The sequence below is a fragment of the Streptomyces sp. NPDC048604 genome (assembly GCF_043199435.1).
GTDB lineage: Bacteria > Actinomycetota > Actinomycetes > Streptomycetales > Streptomycetaceae > Streptomyces.
Genome location: NZ_JBICVX010000001.1, coordinates 777388 through 791671, shown reverse-complemented (window position 1 = coordinate 791671; position 14284 = coordinate 777388). Strand labels below are relative to the sequence as shown.

The 14284-nt window shown below is 73.3% G+C and carries 11 protein-coding genes and 1 tRNA gene; 8 read left to right on the top strand and 4 right to left on the bottom strand.

Features of this window, described 5'->3' with window-relative positions; translation table 11 throughout:
* Positions 1–196: 196 nt before the first annotated feature.
* Positions 197–1024, bottom strand: coding sequence for an oxidoreductase (locus ACGFMM_RS03705; protein ID WP_393642737.1), 828 nt, complete (start codon positions 1022–1024; stop codon positions 197–199).
* 111 nt (positions 1025–1135) lie between these two features.
* On the opposite strand from ACGFMM_RS03705, the gene ACGFMM_RS03700 reads away from it, so the two are divergent.
* A complete protein-coding gene (locus ACGFMM_RS03700) occupies positions 1136–1588 on the top strand; it encodes a MerR family transcriptional regulator (RefSeq protein ID WP_393642735.1) in 453 nt (150 codons plus the stop codon).
* Between the two features lie 5 nt (positions 1589–1593).
* On the opposite strand, the gene ACGFMM_RS03695 is transcribed toward ACGFMM_RS03700, so the two are convergent.
* Positions 1594–1666, bottom strand: a tRNA-Arg gene (locus ACGFMM_RS03695).
* Between the two features lie 337 nt (positions 1667–2003).
* Between ACGFMM_RS03695 and ACGFMM_RS03690 the strand changes: the two genes are divergently transcribed.
* From ACGFMM_RS03690 to ACGFMM_RS03660, 7 genes are all read left to right on the top strand, one after another.
* On the top strand, positions 2004–3602 hold the full coding sequence (locus tag ACGFMM_RS03690) for a dynamin family protein (protein ID WP_393642733.1): 1599 nt from the start codon (positions 2004–2006) through the stop codon (positions 3600–3602).
* On the top strand, positions 3599–5368 hold the full coding sequence (locus ACGFMM_RS03685) for a GTPase (RefSeq protein WP_393642731.1): 1770 nt from the start codon (positions 3599–3601) through the stop codon (positions 5366–5368). The genes ACGFMM_RS03690 and ACGFMM_RS03685 overlap by 4 nt, the downstream gene beginning before the upstream one ends.
* A gap of 134 nt (positions 5369–5502) precedes the next feature.
* Complete coding sequence (locus tag ACGFMM_RS03680; RefSeq protein ID WP_393642730.1) at positions 5503–5970, top strand: single-stranded DNA-binding protein; 468 nt, start codon at positions 5503–5505, stop codon at positions 5968–5970.
* 211 nt (positions 5971–6181) lie between these two features.
* A complete protein-coding gene (locus ACGFMM_RS03675) occupies positions 6182–7570 on the top strand; it encodes a Cys-Gln thioester bond-forming surface protein (RefSeq protein WP_393642728.1) in 1389 nt (462 codons plus the stop codon).
* A gap of 142 nt (positions 7571–7712) precedes the next feature.
* Positions 7713–9377 carry an energy-dependent translational throttle protein EttA gene (ettA, locus tag ACGFMM_RS03670; RefSeq protein ID WP_393642726.1) on the top strand — a complete coding sequence of 555 codons (1665 nt, stop codon included), beginning with the start codon at positions 7713–7715 and terminating at the stop codon, positions 9375–9377.
* Between the two features lie 7 nt (positions 9378–9384).
* Positions 9385–9810 carry an acyl-CoA thioesterase gene (locus ACGFMM_RS03665; RefSeq protein WP_393642725.1) on the top strand — a complete coding sequence of 142 codons (426 nt, stop codon included), beginning with the start codon at positions 9385–9387 and terminating at the stop codon, positions 9808–9810.
* Positions 9807–10478: a hypothetical protein gene (locus tag ACGFMM_RS03660; protein WP_393642724.1), complete on the top strand. Its 672-nt coding sequence runs from the start codon at positions 9807–9809 to the stop codon at positions 10476–10478. Before ACGFMM_RS03665 ends, ACGFMM_RS03660 begins: the two co-directional genes overlap by 4 nt.
* A 59-nt stretch (positions 10479–10537) precedes the next feature.
* Here the strand turns inward: ACGFMM_RS03660 and ACGFMM_RS03655 are convergent, their stop codons facing one another.
* The gene (locus ACGFMM_RS03655) at positions 10538–11485 is read right to left on the bottom strand and encodes an ABC transporter ATP-binding protein (RefSeq protein ID WP_393642722.1); all 948 of its coding nucleotides are present in this window, start codon (positions 11483–11485) and stop codon (positions 10538–10540) included.
* The gene (locus ACGFMM_RS03650; RefSeq protein ID WP_393642721.1) at positions 11482–14277 is read right to left on the bottom strand and encodes an ABC transporter permease; all 2796 of its coding nucleotides are present in this window, start codon (positions 14275–14277) and stop codon (positions 11482–11484) included. Before ACGFMM_RS03650 ends, ACGFMM_RS03655 begins: the two co-directional genes overlap by 4 nt.
* Positions 14278–14284: the final 7 nt, after the last annotated feature.

The window sequence follows — 14284 nt, the reverse complement described above, 5'->3', positions numbered from 1 at the left end:
GGTCCGTAGGTGTCCGCTCGAAGATAAGTGCCATCCCGGCCGGAGGCAATGGGTGCGCCCGCCCGAGGGGCGGACGCGCCGTCTCACGAGGTGGAGGGGCGGGTCGCCGCGGCAAGGCGGTTGCAGTGCGGCACGCTCATGCCGGTCTCTCGGGGCAGAGGCGCTGGAGCCCGCAGCCGGACAGGCAGCCTGCTTCTCAGGCCCCGGTGGACAGCGCCACATGGCGCCACCGGTCCAGCTCACGCCGCACGAGATCCAGCTTCGCCTCGACACGCTCGACCGCGTCCGCTCCCAGTTGAAGGCGCAGCGGCGGCTCGGGGGCCTCCGTGACGTCGACGACGGCCTTCGCCGCCTTCGCGGGATCGCCCGGCTGGCGGCCGTCGAAGCCGGCCAGGGCCTCGCGCACCGGCCCGGTGGCGGCGGCGTAGTCGGCGATGGAGGCCGGTTCGACCTGCATGCTCAGGCTGCTGAGGAAGTCGGTGCGGAACCCGCCCGGCTCCACGACCGTGACGCGGACGCCGAGCGGGGCCAGCTCGGCGTGCAGCGCCTCGGAGATGCCCTCCAGGGCGAACTTCGACGCGCCGTACAGGCCCACCGCCGGCGCGGTGGCGAAGCCGCCCACGGAGCCGATGTTCAGGACGTGTCCGGAGCGCTGGGCGCGCAACGTCGGGAGCGTCGCCCGCAAGGTGTTGAGCGCGCCGAAGACATTGACGTCGAACAGCGCCCGGGCGGCCTTGTCGGACGTCTCCTCGATCGCGCCGACAAGGCCGTAACCGGCGTTGTTGGCCACGACGTCGATCCGGCCGAACCTCGCCAGACCGGCCTCCACCGCGGCCGCCAGCTGCTCCGGCTCGGTCACGTCCACGCTCGCCGCGAGCAGTCCGTCCGGCTGGTGCGGGTACGCCCGGAGCACCGCCTCCGCATCCCGCGCCGTGGCGATGACGCGGTGTCCGCGGCCCAGCGCCTCCCGCGTGATCTCCGCGCCGAGCCCACGCGACGCCCCGGTGACAAACCAAACGCTCATGATTCCCCCTGTTCCATTGGCCGGATGGCCCGATGACCTGTCGACCCGTCGACCCGACGCTAGAACCTAGAGTCGGGTCTAGATCAACAGCCGTGTGGGGGAGGGGCGCTCATGGACCTGAGCATCGGTGAGGTGGCACGGCGCAGCGGGCTGAGCGTGCACGCGCTGCGGTTCTACGAGCGGGAGGGCCTGTTCGCCAACCCGGTGCGCCGCCTGTCCAACGGCCGCCGGATCTACCACGAGGAAGACGTGGAGTGGCTGGCCGTCTGCACGAAACTGCGCTCCTCCGGCATGCCCCTGGCGATGATCCGCCAGTACATCGAACTGGCCCGCCAGGGCCCGGGCAACGAACGCGAGCGTCTCGAATTGCTGCGCCGACACGAGACCCACGTGGAGACGCAGATCCGCGAGCTCCAGGACACCCTGGACGTGATGCGCTACAAGGTGCGCATCTACGAAGAGCACCTGGCCCGCGGCGAAGCCGACCGACTCTGGAACCCGTCCCACCCGGACGCCGAACAGACCGGCACCGGCAAAAAGGACCCTCCCGAAGGAGGGTCCTGATCTTGCGCCCCCGGCAGGACTCGAACCTGCGGCCAAGTGCTTAGAAGGCACCTGCTCTATCCGCTGAGCTACGGGGGCCGGTGGTGGCCGGGTGGCTGGGGTGTCCCGTGGGGACGCCCGTGGCCGTGCCGGGTCAAGGATAGGGCTCGGATCGCCTTGGCCCGCGTGCTTCACCTGCGTGGCACGATGTGGAGGTTCGGTGAAGCGGAACGATAATCGCAGGCAGGTGCGATTCACGCAGCGCTTTTTGCGCCTCTCGGCTCGGGTGTTGTGCACTCGTTATGCCTGAGGTCCGCTCGCCCCTTCCGTTCCTTCTGTCCGTACGCCCCGCTGGCACACCCGCGATATCGGCGCGCAGGGACGTTATACGCTTCAAAAAGGCTCCAAAATTGGGCATTCTTCGCATGTGGTGACCATGGAAGAACGGCCTCAGCTCCTCGACGCACTCTCCGCCCTGCGCGACCGAGTCGCCGCGCTGCGTCTGCCCCTCCCCCTTCCCGGTGCGCCACGGGCCCGGCAGACCCGGGCCGAGCTTCTCGCACAGCTCGACGACTATCTGGTGCCCCGCCTCAAAGATCCCGACGCCCCCCTGCTCGCGGTCGTCGGCGGATCCACCGGGGCCGGCAAGTCCACGCTCGTCAACTCCCTTGTGGGACGCCCCGTCAGCGAGGCCGGAGTCCTGCGGCCCACCACCCGCACCCCGGTCCTCGTCTGCCACCCCGACGACCACCACTGGTTCGCCGGCATGCGCGTGCTGCCCCAGCTCACCCGCGTCTGGCTGCCCCAGCACGACGACGAGCGGCCCCACCCTGCCGCCCCCGACGGCAGCGTCCTCCGCGTCGAGACCGCCTCCTCGCTGCCCCGCGGCCTCGCCCTGCTCGACGCCCCCGACATCGACTCCCTCGTCGTCGAGAACCGCGTCCTGGCCGCCGAGTTGATCTGCGCCGCCGACATCTGGGTCATGGTCACCACCGCCTCCCGTTACGCCGACGCCGTGCCCTGGCATCTGCTGCGCACCGCCAAGGAGTACGACGCCACTCTCGTCGCCGTCCTCGACCGCGTCCCGCACCAGGTCATCGGCGAGGTCTCCCGCCAGTACGAGGCGCTGCTGATCAAGGCCGGGCTCGGCGACGTGCCCCGGTTCACCGTCCCCGAACTGCCCGAGTCCGCCGGCGGCGGCAGCGGGCTGCTGCCCGACACCGCCGTGGCCGCGCTGCGCGCCTGGCTCGCCCACCGCGCCCAGGACCCCGCCGCCCGCCAGCAGGCCGCCGGCCGCACTGCCGCCGGCGTCATCGACTCCCTCGACACCCGGATGCCCGAGCTCGCCGGCGCCGTCGCCGCCCAGTACGCCGCCGCCGTCCGCCTCGGCGGCGCCGTGGAGGCCGCGTACGAGGACCAGTCCGAGCGGGTCCGCGACCGGCTCGCCCGCGGCGCCGTCCTCGCCGGAGACGCCCGCACCCGCTGGCGTGGCTACCCCCGGGACAGTTCGGCGACGGAACTCCTCGACGCCCTCGCCGAGTCCCTCGGCTCGCTGCTCCAGTGCGCCGTCGCCGCCGCCGACGAGCGCGTACGGGACGCCTGGCGGCGTGAGCCGGCGGCGCAGGCGATCGGCGTCCACGGCGTGCCCGACCGGGAGTCCGGCGAGCGCATCGGCATCGCCGTACGGCGCTGGCGGCGCGAACTGGAGGAACTCGCCGAGGAGGAGCTCGGCGGCGTCGACCGCGCCGCCGCCCCCGACGCCGAGACCGTCGCCGCGCTGCTCGCCGCCACGCTCCTCGGCGGCCGCCGCACCCGCGCCGCCGGCGACCGGCTCGCCGAACTCCTCGGCGCCCAGGGCGCGCTGCGGCTGCGCGACCGGGGCGGCGAGCTGGTCGCCGCGTACCTCGACCGGGTCCTGCACACCGAACGCGACCGCCGCCTCGCCCCGCTCGACGCCCTCGACGTGACGCCGGAGCCGCAGGCCGCGCTGATCGCCGCCCTGTCCGTACTGAAGAAGGAGAAGGTGAGCCGGTGAGCACGGTGGACGACCGCTGGGACGACGGACTGATCGCGCGCCGGGTGGCCGGGCGGCCGTCCACGCCGACTCCGGACGACCACGACCACGACCCCGGCCGGGACCCCGACCCCGCCGTCGACGCCCCCGAGGACGGCGAGCGCCGCGATCCGGGCCTGCCCGTCGGCGGCGCGTACGGCGGCAGCCTGCGGGTCCGTCTCGACGCCCTGCACGAGCTGGTCGGGCTCTCCCGGGCCCGCCTGGAGACGGAGACGCTCGCCGAGGCCGGGCGGGTGATCGACGAGGCCACCGCCCGGAGCCGGCTGTCGAACCGGCACACCGTCGTCGCCATCGCCGGGGCCACCGGCAGCGGCAAGTCGACGCTGTTCAACACCCTCGCCGGGGTGCCGGTCTCCGAGACCGGGCTGCGCCGCCCGACCACCTCCGCCCCGATCGCGCTCAGCTGGTCCGAGGGCGCCGCCGGGCTGCTCGACCGGCTCGCCGTGCCGGGCCGGCTGCGCCGCCGTCCGCTCGCCGGCGGGGCGGCCGACGCCGACCTGCAGGGCCTGGTCCTGATCGACCTGCCCGACCACGACTCCGCCGTCACCGCGCACCGCGACCAGGTCGACCGGGTGCTCGCCCTGGTCGACGCGGTGATCTGGGTCGTCGACCCGGAGAAGTACGCCGACGCCGCCCTGCACGAGCGCTATCTGCGGCCGCTCGCGGGCCACGCCGAGATCACCTTCGTCGTCCTCAACCAGATCGACCGGCTCTCCACCGAGGCCGCCGACCTCGTCCTGGACGACCTGCGCCGGCTGCTCGACGACGACGGCATGGCCCTGGGCGAGCACGGCGAGCCCGGCGCGACCGTGCTCGCCCTGTCCGCGCTGACCGGCGAGGGCGTCGGCGAACTGCGCGACCTCCTCGGCCGGTTCGTGCAGGATCGCTCCGCGCCCGCCCGCCGGCTCGCCGCGGACGTCGACGCCGCCGCGCGCCGGCTGCGCCCGGTGTACGTGGCCGACGGCCGGCCCGGCCTCGGCGAGCGCTCCCGGGAGGACTTCGCCGCCCGGCTCGCCGTGGCGGTCGGTGCCACCGCGGCCGGCGAGGCCGCCGAACGCGCCTGGCGGCGCAACGCCAACCGGGCCTGCGGCACGCCCTGGCTGCGGCTGTGGCGCTGGTACGAGCGGACCCGCGACCACGGGAGCAGCACGGACCCGCGCCTGGAGTCGCCGGCGGAGGAGGAGCCGACCGCTCGGCAGCGCGTCGAGCAGGCGGTGCGGATCGTCTCCGACGAGGCGTCCCGCGGCCTGCCCGCGCCCTGGGCGCAGGCGGTGCGCGAGGCGGCGGAACGCGGGGCGGAGGGACTGCCGGAGGCCCTCGACGGGCTGGCCGTCGAGGCGGGCGAACCGGCCGGGCGGCCGCCGCGGCCCGCGTGGTGGCCGGCGGCAGTCCTCGTGCAGGCGTCGATGACGCTGCTGCAGATCTTCGGCGCGCTGTGGCTGCTGGGCCAGATCATCGGGGTCCTCGAACCGGGGCTGCTGCCGCCGGTGTTGGTGATGCTCGGCGGTATCGTCGGCGGCCCGCTGGTGGAATGGGCCTGCGCGGCGGCGGCGAAGGGCCCGGCGCGGCGGTACGGGGACGAGGCCGAGCGGGGCCTGCGGGAGGCCGCGGCGGCCTGCGGGCGGGCCCGGGTGCTCGACCCGGTGGCGGCGGAGCTGATGCGGTACCGGGAGGTCCGGGAGCAGTACGTACGGGTGTCGACGACGTCGCCTCACTCGCACCGGTGACGGACTTGTCCACAGCGCCGTCCCTGTCCACAGGCGCGAGCGCGGATCCGCCGTGCGCTCCATCATGAAGTCTCCCCACGGGCAAGGGACTCGTGGGTGGCTGTGTGCGGGGACGGACGGACGGGGGCAGGGCCGTGAACGAGACGACGGTGACACTGGTCGGGAACGTGGCGACGGGGGTGGAGTACCGCGAGACGCCGACGGGCGGGGTGGCGCGGTTCCGCTTCGCGGTGACGGCGCGGCGGTGGGTGCGCGAGCAGTCGGCCTGGGCGGACGGGAGCACCAGCTTCTACACGGTGTCCGCGTGGCGCTCGCTGGGGGCGAACCTGGCGGCGTCGGTGACGGTGGGCGATCCGCTGGTGGTGCACGGACGGCTGAGGGTCCGTGAGGAGGAGCGGGACGGGCGGCGGAAGACGTTCGTGGACGTGGACGCGGTGGCGGCGGGCCACGATCTGACGCGCGGCACCGCGGCGTTCAGACGCGCGGTGCGGCCCGTGGGGGCGGCGGAACCGGCTCCGCGTGATGCGCAGTCGCAAAGCGGAACGGAGGGGTCCGTGACGCTGGCGCCACCCTCCGTAGAGCAGCCGACCCCCGTGTTCTGAGCTGCAGTTGTGCGGATTTGTCGACTCTGCGGACAGCGCTGATAACGATTACGATTCGAAATGGTTATCTGATGGCATGACGGGGGATCAGGGCCGGTCCCGTCCCTAGGATTCCCGCGTACTCATGCGGAACTTGAGTCTGCCGGCGAAGCGCTCGCCCCACGCGTACCGACCTAACGACGCGGAGCAGCATCGCCTGAAGGGGAATCCAATGTTTTCTGTTCGGAGGCGTGGCGTAGCCCGCCTTGCCGCCGCGACCGTGGTCTCCGGCCTCGTCGCTGCGGGTGCGATAGCCGTTGCGGGACCGGCGGCGGCCGACGAGGGTGCGCAGAACTCCGGCGGCGCGAGCGCCACGCTGGGCAGGCTCGCGATCCACGACACCGTCTCCATCGAGGAGAAGGACGGCAAGAAGTGGAACGCCGAGGCGGGCCTCTTCGAGATGGCCGTCACGCCCGGCGGCGCCATCCAGACCTACTGCATCGACCTGCGTACCCCGGCCCGTAAGGGCACGGAGTACAAGGAGGTCGGCTGGGACCAGTCGTCCCTGCACAACAACCCGGACGCCGGCAAGATCCGCTGGATCCTGCAGAACTCCTTCCCGCAGGTCAACGACCTGACCGCGCTGGCGAAGAAGGTCGGTGCCGCGAAGCTCACCGAGGACACCGCCGCCGCCGGCACCCAGGCCGCGATCTGGCACTTCTCGGACAAGGTCGAGGCCACGCCCGAGGACGCCGACGCCCAGAAGCTCACCGAGTACCTGGAGAAGGAGGCGAAGAACCTCGAGGAGCCGGGCGCGTCCCTGACCCTCGACCCGCCGTCCGTCGCCGGTCACCCGGGCGAGAAGCTCGGCCCGATCACGGTCAAGACCAACGCCGCCAAGGCCGCGCTCAGCCTCGCGCCCGGCGCCCCGGCCGGCGTGAAGATCGTCGACAAGGACGGCAAGGTCCTCGACTCCGCCGCCGACGGCACGAAGATCTTCTTCGACGTCCCGGCGGGCTCCGCCGACGGCTCCACCACGCTGAACGTCCAGGCGGACACCACGGTCCCGATCGGCCGCGCGTTCGTCAGCGAGACCAAGAGCCAAACCCTGATCCTGGCCGGCACCAGCACCTCCACGGTCACCGCCAAGGCGACCGCGACCTGGGCGAAGAAGGGCGCGATCCCGGCCCTCTCGGCCGAGAAGAACTGCGCCAAGGGCGGCGTGGACATCACGGCGGCCAACGAGGGCGACGAGGACTTCACCTTCGAGCTCAAGGGCCAGAAGGTCACGATCAAGCCCGGCGAGTCCAAGACCGTGACCATCCCGGTCGCCGAGGACCAGGCGTACGACTTCACCATCACCGGCCCGAACGGCTTCGAGAAGACCTTCAAGGGCGTCCTCGACTGCAAGACGGCCACCCCGGGCACCCCGACCGAGCAGCCCACCCCGCAGCCCTCCGCGGCCACCGCGGGCGGCGGCACCGGCGGCGGTGACGGCGACCTGGCCGAGACCGGCAGCTCCAACGCCACCCCGATGATCGCCGGCATCGCCGCGGCGCTCGTCCTGGTCGGCGGCGGCGCGGTCTTCTTCCTCCGCAGGAAGAAGCCGGCCGGCGAGTGACACCGAGCAACACCTAGTCACCCCGAGTGACAACGGCCCCGCTGCGCCCCGCGCACCGGGGCCGTTCCCATTTCCATCGCGGGGTGGACGTCAGGCAAGATGGGGTGTATCTGCCCACTCACTCTTTGCCGGACGGTTTCTCTTGGCTGAGTACATCTACACGATGCGCAAGACGCGCAAGGCGCACGGCGACAAGGTCATCCTCGATGACGTGACGCTGAGCTTCCTGCCGGGTGCGAAGATCGGTGTGGTCGGCCCGAACGGCGCCGGTAAGTCCACCGTGCTGAAGATCATGGCCGGTCTGGAGCAGCCGTCCAACGGTGACGCGTTCCTCGCGCCCGGTTACTCCGTCGGCATCCTCATGCAGGAGCCGAAGCTGGACGAGTCCAAGACCGTCCTGGAGAACGTCGAGGACGGCGTCGCCGAGATCAAGGGCAAGCTCAACCGGTTCAACGCCATCGCCGAGGAGATGGCCACGAACTACACGGACGAGCTCATGGAGGAGATGGGCAAGCTCCAGGACGACCTGGACCACGCCAACGCGTGGGACCTCGACGCCCAGCTGGAGCAGGCCATGGACGCGCTGGGCTGCCCGCCCGGCGACTGGCCGGTCAACAACCTCTCCGGTGGCGAGAAGCGCCGTGTGGCGCTCTGCAAGCTGCTGCTCGAGGCCCCCGACCTGCTGCTGCTCGACGAGCCCACCAACCACCTCGACGCCGAGTCGGTGAACTGGCTGGAGCAGCACCTCGCGCAGTACAAGGGCACCGTCGTGGCCATCACCCACGACCGGTACTTCCTCGACAACGTCGCCGAGTGGATCCTCGAGCTCGACCGCGGCCGCGCCCACCCGTACGAGGGCAACTACTCGACCTACCTGCAGAAGAAGGCCGAGCGCCTCAAGGTCGAGGGCCGCAAGGACGAGAAGCGCCAGAAGCGCCTCAAGGAAGAGCTCGAGTGGGTGCGGTCCAACGCCAAGGGGCGCCAGGCCAAGTCCAAGGCGCGTCTGGCGCGCTACGAGGAGATGGCCGCCGAGGCCGACAAGATGCGGAAGCTGGACTTCGAGGAGATCCAGATCCCGCCGGGCCCGCGTCTGGGCTCGATCGTCGTCGAGGTCAACAACCTCTCCAAGGCCTTCGGCGAGAAGGTCCTCATCGACGATCTCAGCTTCACCCTGCCGCGTAACGGCATCGTCGGCGTGATCGGCCCGAACGGCGCCGGCAAGACCACGCTCTTCAAGATGCTCCAGGGCCTGGAGACCCCCGACGCCGGCGAGATCAAGGTCGGCGAGACCGTCAAGATCTCGTACGTCGACCAGTCCCGCGCCAACATCGACCCCAAGAAGACGCTGTGGGCCGTCGTCTCCGACGAGCTGGACTACATCAACGTCGGCCAGGTCGAGATGCCGTCGCGGGCGTACGTCTCCGCGTTCGGCTTCAAGGGCCCGGACCAGCAGAAGCCGGCGGGCGTTCTCTCCGGCGGTGAGCGCAACCGCCTCAACCTCGCGCTCACCCTCAAGCAGGGCGGCAACCTGCTGCTCCTCGACGAGCCGACCAACGACCTCGACGTCGAGACCCTGTCCTCGCTCGAGAACGCGCTCCTCGACTTCCCCGGCTGCGCCGTGGTCGTCTCCCACGACCGCTGGTTCCTGGACCGAGTCGCCACGCACATCCTGGCGTACGAGGGCGAGTCCAAGTGGTTCTGGTTCGAGGGCAACTTCGAGTCCTACGAGAAGAACAAGGTCGAGCGGCTCGGCCCGGACGCCACCCGTCCGCACCGCGCCACGTACAAGAAGCTGACGCGGGGCTGATCGCTTCATGGCACGGCACATCTACTCCTGCCCGCTGCGCTGGTCGGACATGGACGCCTTCGGGCACGTCAACAACGTCGTCTTCCTGCGGTACCTGGAAGAGGCGCGGATCGACTTCATGTTCCGGCTCGCGCCGGGGGACGGCTCGCCGTCGTTCTCCGGCGGGTCCGTCGTGGCCCGCCACGAGATCGACTACGTGCGGCCGCTGGTGCACCGGCACGAGCCGGTCACCATCGAGTCGTGGGTGACGAAGATTGGCGCGGCGTCGCTCACCATCGCGTACGAGATCAAGGACCCGCACGTCACGTACGTCCGCGCGTCGACGGTCGTCGTCCCCTTCGACCTGGAGGCCCAGCGTCCGCGCCGGATCTCCGCGGAGGAGCGGTCGTTCCTGCAGGAGTACGTGGACGACGGGATGACGTCCGCCGCATGACCGTGCTCGCTCCGTTGCACTTCGCCGACGCCCGGGAGGCGGCGGATCTCGCCGGCTTCCTGCAGCGGCTGCTGCGGTACGACCGGGCCGCCGCCGTCCGCCTCCAGGCGGGCGGCGGGGCGCTGGCCGTGTTCGGGCGGCCACCGTCGTTCGAGGTGCTCGCGATCCGCACGGCGCGGCTCGTCGACGAGGCGCTCGCGCTGGACGTGACCGTGTCCGCGGGCGAACTCCTCGAAGGCATCGAGGAGTCGGCGGGCAAGGCGGTCGTGCCCGAAGCCGTCACCGGGCCGCCGTGGGCGGGCGTCCTGCCGCCGCGGGGCGGCTGGCGGTCCGTCGAGGGCGTGCCTCCGGGCGCCGAGCTGCGCGCCGCCGTGGCCGCGGCGGTCGCCGAGTTCCGCACGCGGGACGAGGCGCTGCCGGAGGAACGGCGGACGCGGGCGGAGCGGGACCGGATCGGGCGTGAGATCTGGTCGCGGACGGTCGCGGGCACCGGGCTGCCGCTGCGCGCGGTCCACGCCGCCCAGTCCCTCGGCTTCCTGCCTGGCGACGTGCCGGTGACCGTCCTGGCGGCCGGCCCGTGGCTGCGGCTGCGCACGCCGTACGGCTCGGTGGCGGTACGCGCCGTACCGGGGCTCTCCCTGTCGGTGGCGCCGACGGCACACGCCTGAGCGGCGGCGGCCGGCAGTTCAGCCGGCCGTCAGTCCTCCGGCCGTCAGTCCTCCGGCCGTCAGTTCTCCTGGCCGTCCGGCCAGACGCCGATGTGGTCGGGTTCCAGTTCCAGCAGGACGCGGTGTTGCATGCCCAGGGCCTGGGTGTAGTCCGCGGGGAGCTGGAGGCGGCCGGCGCGGTCGAGCATGGCGTACTCCTTCGAGACCAGGGACTCCTGGCCCTCCGCGTCGATCTCGGTGCGCCGGAGCACCTCCGAGGACGTGCGGCCGTCGCGGATCGCGACCGTGCGGCGGACCTCCGTGGCCACCGCCTGGTCGTGCGTCACGATGACGATCGTCGTGCCGAGCTCCTCGTTGGCGCGGCGGAACGCGGCGAAGACCTGCTCGCCGGTCGCCGAGTCCAGTTCGCCGGTCGGCTCGTCCGCCAGCAGCACCGCCGGGTCGTTCGCCAGCGCCACGGCGATCGCGACGCGCTGCTGCTGACCGCCGGACAGCTGGTGCGGGCGGCGGTCGCGGCAGTCCGCGACGCCCAGCATGCCCAGCAGCTCCTCCGCCCGCTGCGCCTTCGCCCGCCGCGACATGCGGCCGCCCTTCAACTGCATGGGCAGGGCGACGTTCTGGGCCGCCGTCAGATACGGCAGCAGGTTCCGCCCGGTCTGCTGCCAGACGAAGCCGACCACCTCCCGCCGGTACCGCAGCCGCGCCTTCGCGTCCATCGACAGCAGGTCGCAGCCCGCCACCTTCGCCGCGCCGGCCGTCGGGACGTCCAGGCCCGCCAGGATGTTCATCAAGGTCGACTTGCCCGAGCCGGACGCCCCCACCAGCGCCATCAACTCGCCCGGCTGCACCAGCAGGTCCAGGCCCTGCAGGGCCTGCACCTCCACGCCGTCCGTCGTGAAGATGCGGACCAGCCGGTCGCAGGCGATCAGCGCGTCGTGCCCGTACGAGGGCCGGTCGCGCCGCGCCGTCGCCCGCTGTTCCAGGTCCGCCAGGGTCGTGTCGCTCATCGCGTGTCTCCCGCCCTCAGTTCCTTGATCGATCCGCGCCGCGACGACCACCAGGCCTGCAGCCCCGCCGTCCCGGCCGTCAGCAGCACCACGCCCAGCGCGGGCAGCGTCAGCGACCAGCCGTCGGCGCGCAGCGCCGCGTGCTCCACGGTCACCCGCTCCATCGTCGTCAGCTCCGGCGCGGCCGCGAGCGCCAGCCGGACCAGGTCCACGCCCGGCGCGAGCAGCAGGATCGTCGCCCAGCCGACGAGCGTCCCGCCGACCGCCGCGAGCAGCGCCTGCGGCAGCGCCTCCAGGCCGAGCAGCCGCCGGCCCTGCCGCCGTGTCAGGCCCATCGTCCGCAGCCGGGCCAGCAGCGTGACCCGTTCCGGCGCGGTGCGCACCAGCGACAGCAGCACCGCCAGGCCCGCGTATCCCGCGCCCGCGCCGATCGCCGTCGCGTAGACCCGTTCCGCGCCGGTCTGCATCGGCGAGTCCACGTACGCGTCCCGCTGCTCCTGCCGCAGCCGCACGGTGAAGCCCTTCGCCCGCTCCCGTACCAGCGTCCGCAGCGCCGGTCCGTCGAGGCCGCCGGGGCGGGCCGTGACCAGCAGCGCGGTCGGCGTGACGCGGGGCATGGCGGCCCGGTCGATCAGCAGGAAGTCCGTCTCGGTGACGGCGGGGGTCCGGTCGAGCACCGCCACCACCCGCACCGTGAACTGCCCGGCGTACGAGGGGATCTCGTACGGTTCGCGGCCGAGCCGGCGGGCGACCGCGGGTGAGGCGATCACCGGCACCACCCGGTCGGCGCCGGGCCCCCCGAGCAGCCCGGCCGGGAACGCGCCGGTCCCCGTCTCCCGCGCCAGCCGCGCGTACGGGCCGGGGTCGACGCCCAGCACCGTGGCGTACTTCGGCCCCGCCGCGTCGTCCAGGCGGGTGTCCGAGGCGTTCTGCGCCGTCCGCACGTCCGGCGTCAGCGGCACCCCGTACGCGAGGTGCACCGGCAGCGCGTCCCGCACCCCCGCCGAACCGCGCACCGCCCGGTCGAGCCCGGCCGGCAGCGGCGCCGTACCGGTGGGGGAGGAGATCCGGGCGTCCGCGCCGGTCGTGAGCAGTGCGGCCCGGTCCCGGGCGTCGGCGACGCCGGCGAGCACCGAGCCGCCGAACGCCGCCGTCGTCAGCGCCACGAGCAGCGCGAGCAGCGGCAGCGCGCCGTTCGCGGACGAGCGTCCCGCCCGTGCGAGGGACAGGTACCCGACCGCGCCGCGCAGCCGCGCCGCCGGGCGGGCGGCCCAGCGCAGCGGCAGCGGGTACAGCCGTACCAGCAGCAGCGCGGCGATCAGCGCGACGAGCACCGGGGCAGCGCTCACCAGGTGGTCGCCGGCGTCGGAGGTGCCGCGCCGGCGTAGCGCGGCGACGGCCCCGGCGGCGAGGACCAGCAGCGTCAGCTCGGCGACGACGTGGCGGCGCGAGGGCCGGGCGTCGACCAGGTCCTCGCGCGCGCCGTGCAGCCGCGGGGTGCGGTGCACGTACACGGCGCGCAGCGGCAGCGCGAGCATCGCGACGAGCGCGACCGCCGCCGCGGCGAGCGCGGCGGGCAGCAGGCGGGCGGATCCGCCGCCGGCCCACGGGGCGTCGCCGACGAGCAGCACCGCGGCCAGCAGGCCGAGGCCCGCCGCCGGCACGGCGAGCACCGCGGTCTCGCCGAGCAGCCGGACGCCGATGCCGGCCAGCGAGCCGCCGCGCGCGCGGAGCAGGGCGAGTTCGGCGTGGCGGCGGGCGGTGAACAGGCCGCCGGTCATCGCGAGCACGACCAGTGCCACCGCGCCCATGCCGAACGCGGCCACCGCGACGACCGGGGAGATCGCGTCGCGCATCCACACGTGGCCGCCGACGAGTTCGTCGAGTCCGGTGCGCACGCTGGTGACCTCACCGAGCAGTTCGCGCAGCCGGACGAGGTCGGGGCCGGTGCCGAGCGAGGCGAGCACGGCGGTGAGCGCGGGCACGTCCCGCCCGGTCAGATGGGCGCTCGCCGGGGCGAGCCGCCAGTACACCTCGGAGCCCGCGGTGGTCCGCTGCACCGCGCCGGCCGCCTCGGGGGCGAGGAGCAGGGCGGCGTCCCAGTAGAACTCGGGCGAGTCGGCGCGCGGCACGGACGCGTACACGGGGGTGTGCAGGGTGGGCTCGTAGGCCCAGTACGCGCTCTGCCGGTCGCGCGGCTCGACGATGCCGGTGATCCGGATGCCGAGGGGGCGGGCGTCGTCGCCCGGTACGTGGATCACCGCTCCGGGCTTGATGCGCAGCGCCTCGGCGGTGGCGACGGTCACGACGGCCTCGGGCTCGTCGCCGCCGGCCGCGAACCGGCCCGCGCGCAGGGTGCTGTGCCGGGGCACGCCCGACTGGGTGGACAGGGTCAGCTGCGGGAGCAGCTTGTTCGGCTTGGGCAGCCAGGCGTCGAGGGCCCCGACGCGCTTGGACGTGCGCACGCCGTACGCGGAGTCGGCGGGCAGCGTCCGCAGCGGCGCAGGCAGTGCGCGCAGCAGCGCGGCGTGGTCCTCGGCGAGCCGCTTCGGCGTCACCTCCCCGGCGTCCGTGCGGTCCTCGTTGAGCACCTCGACGACCCGCTTGGCCGCCGGGGCGTCCGCGACCGCGTGCCGCAGCCCCTCGGTCTCGTAGACGTCCACGGCGCGGGGCAGCGCGGCGGCCAGCAGCGCGGTGACGAACACCAGCACCGTCACCGCACACGCCGCCCAGGGCGCCACCCGCATCCGCGTCCGCACCCAGGGCGCCACGGCAACAGGCGTACGGGCCATGTCAGTC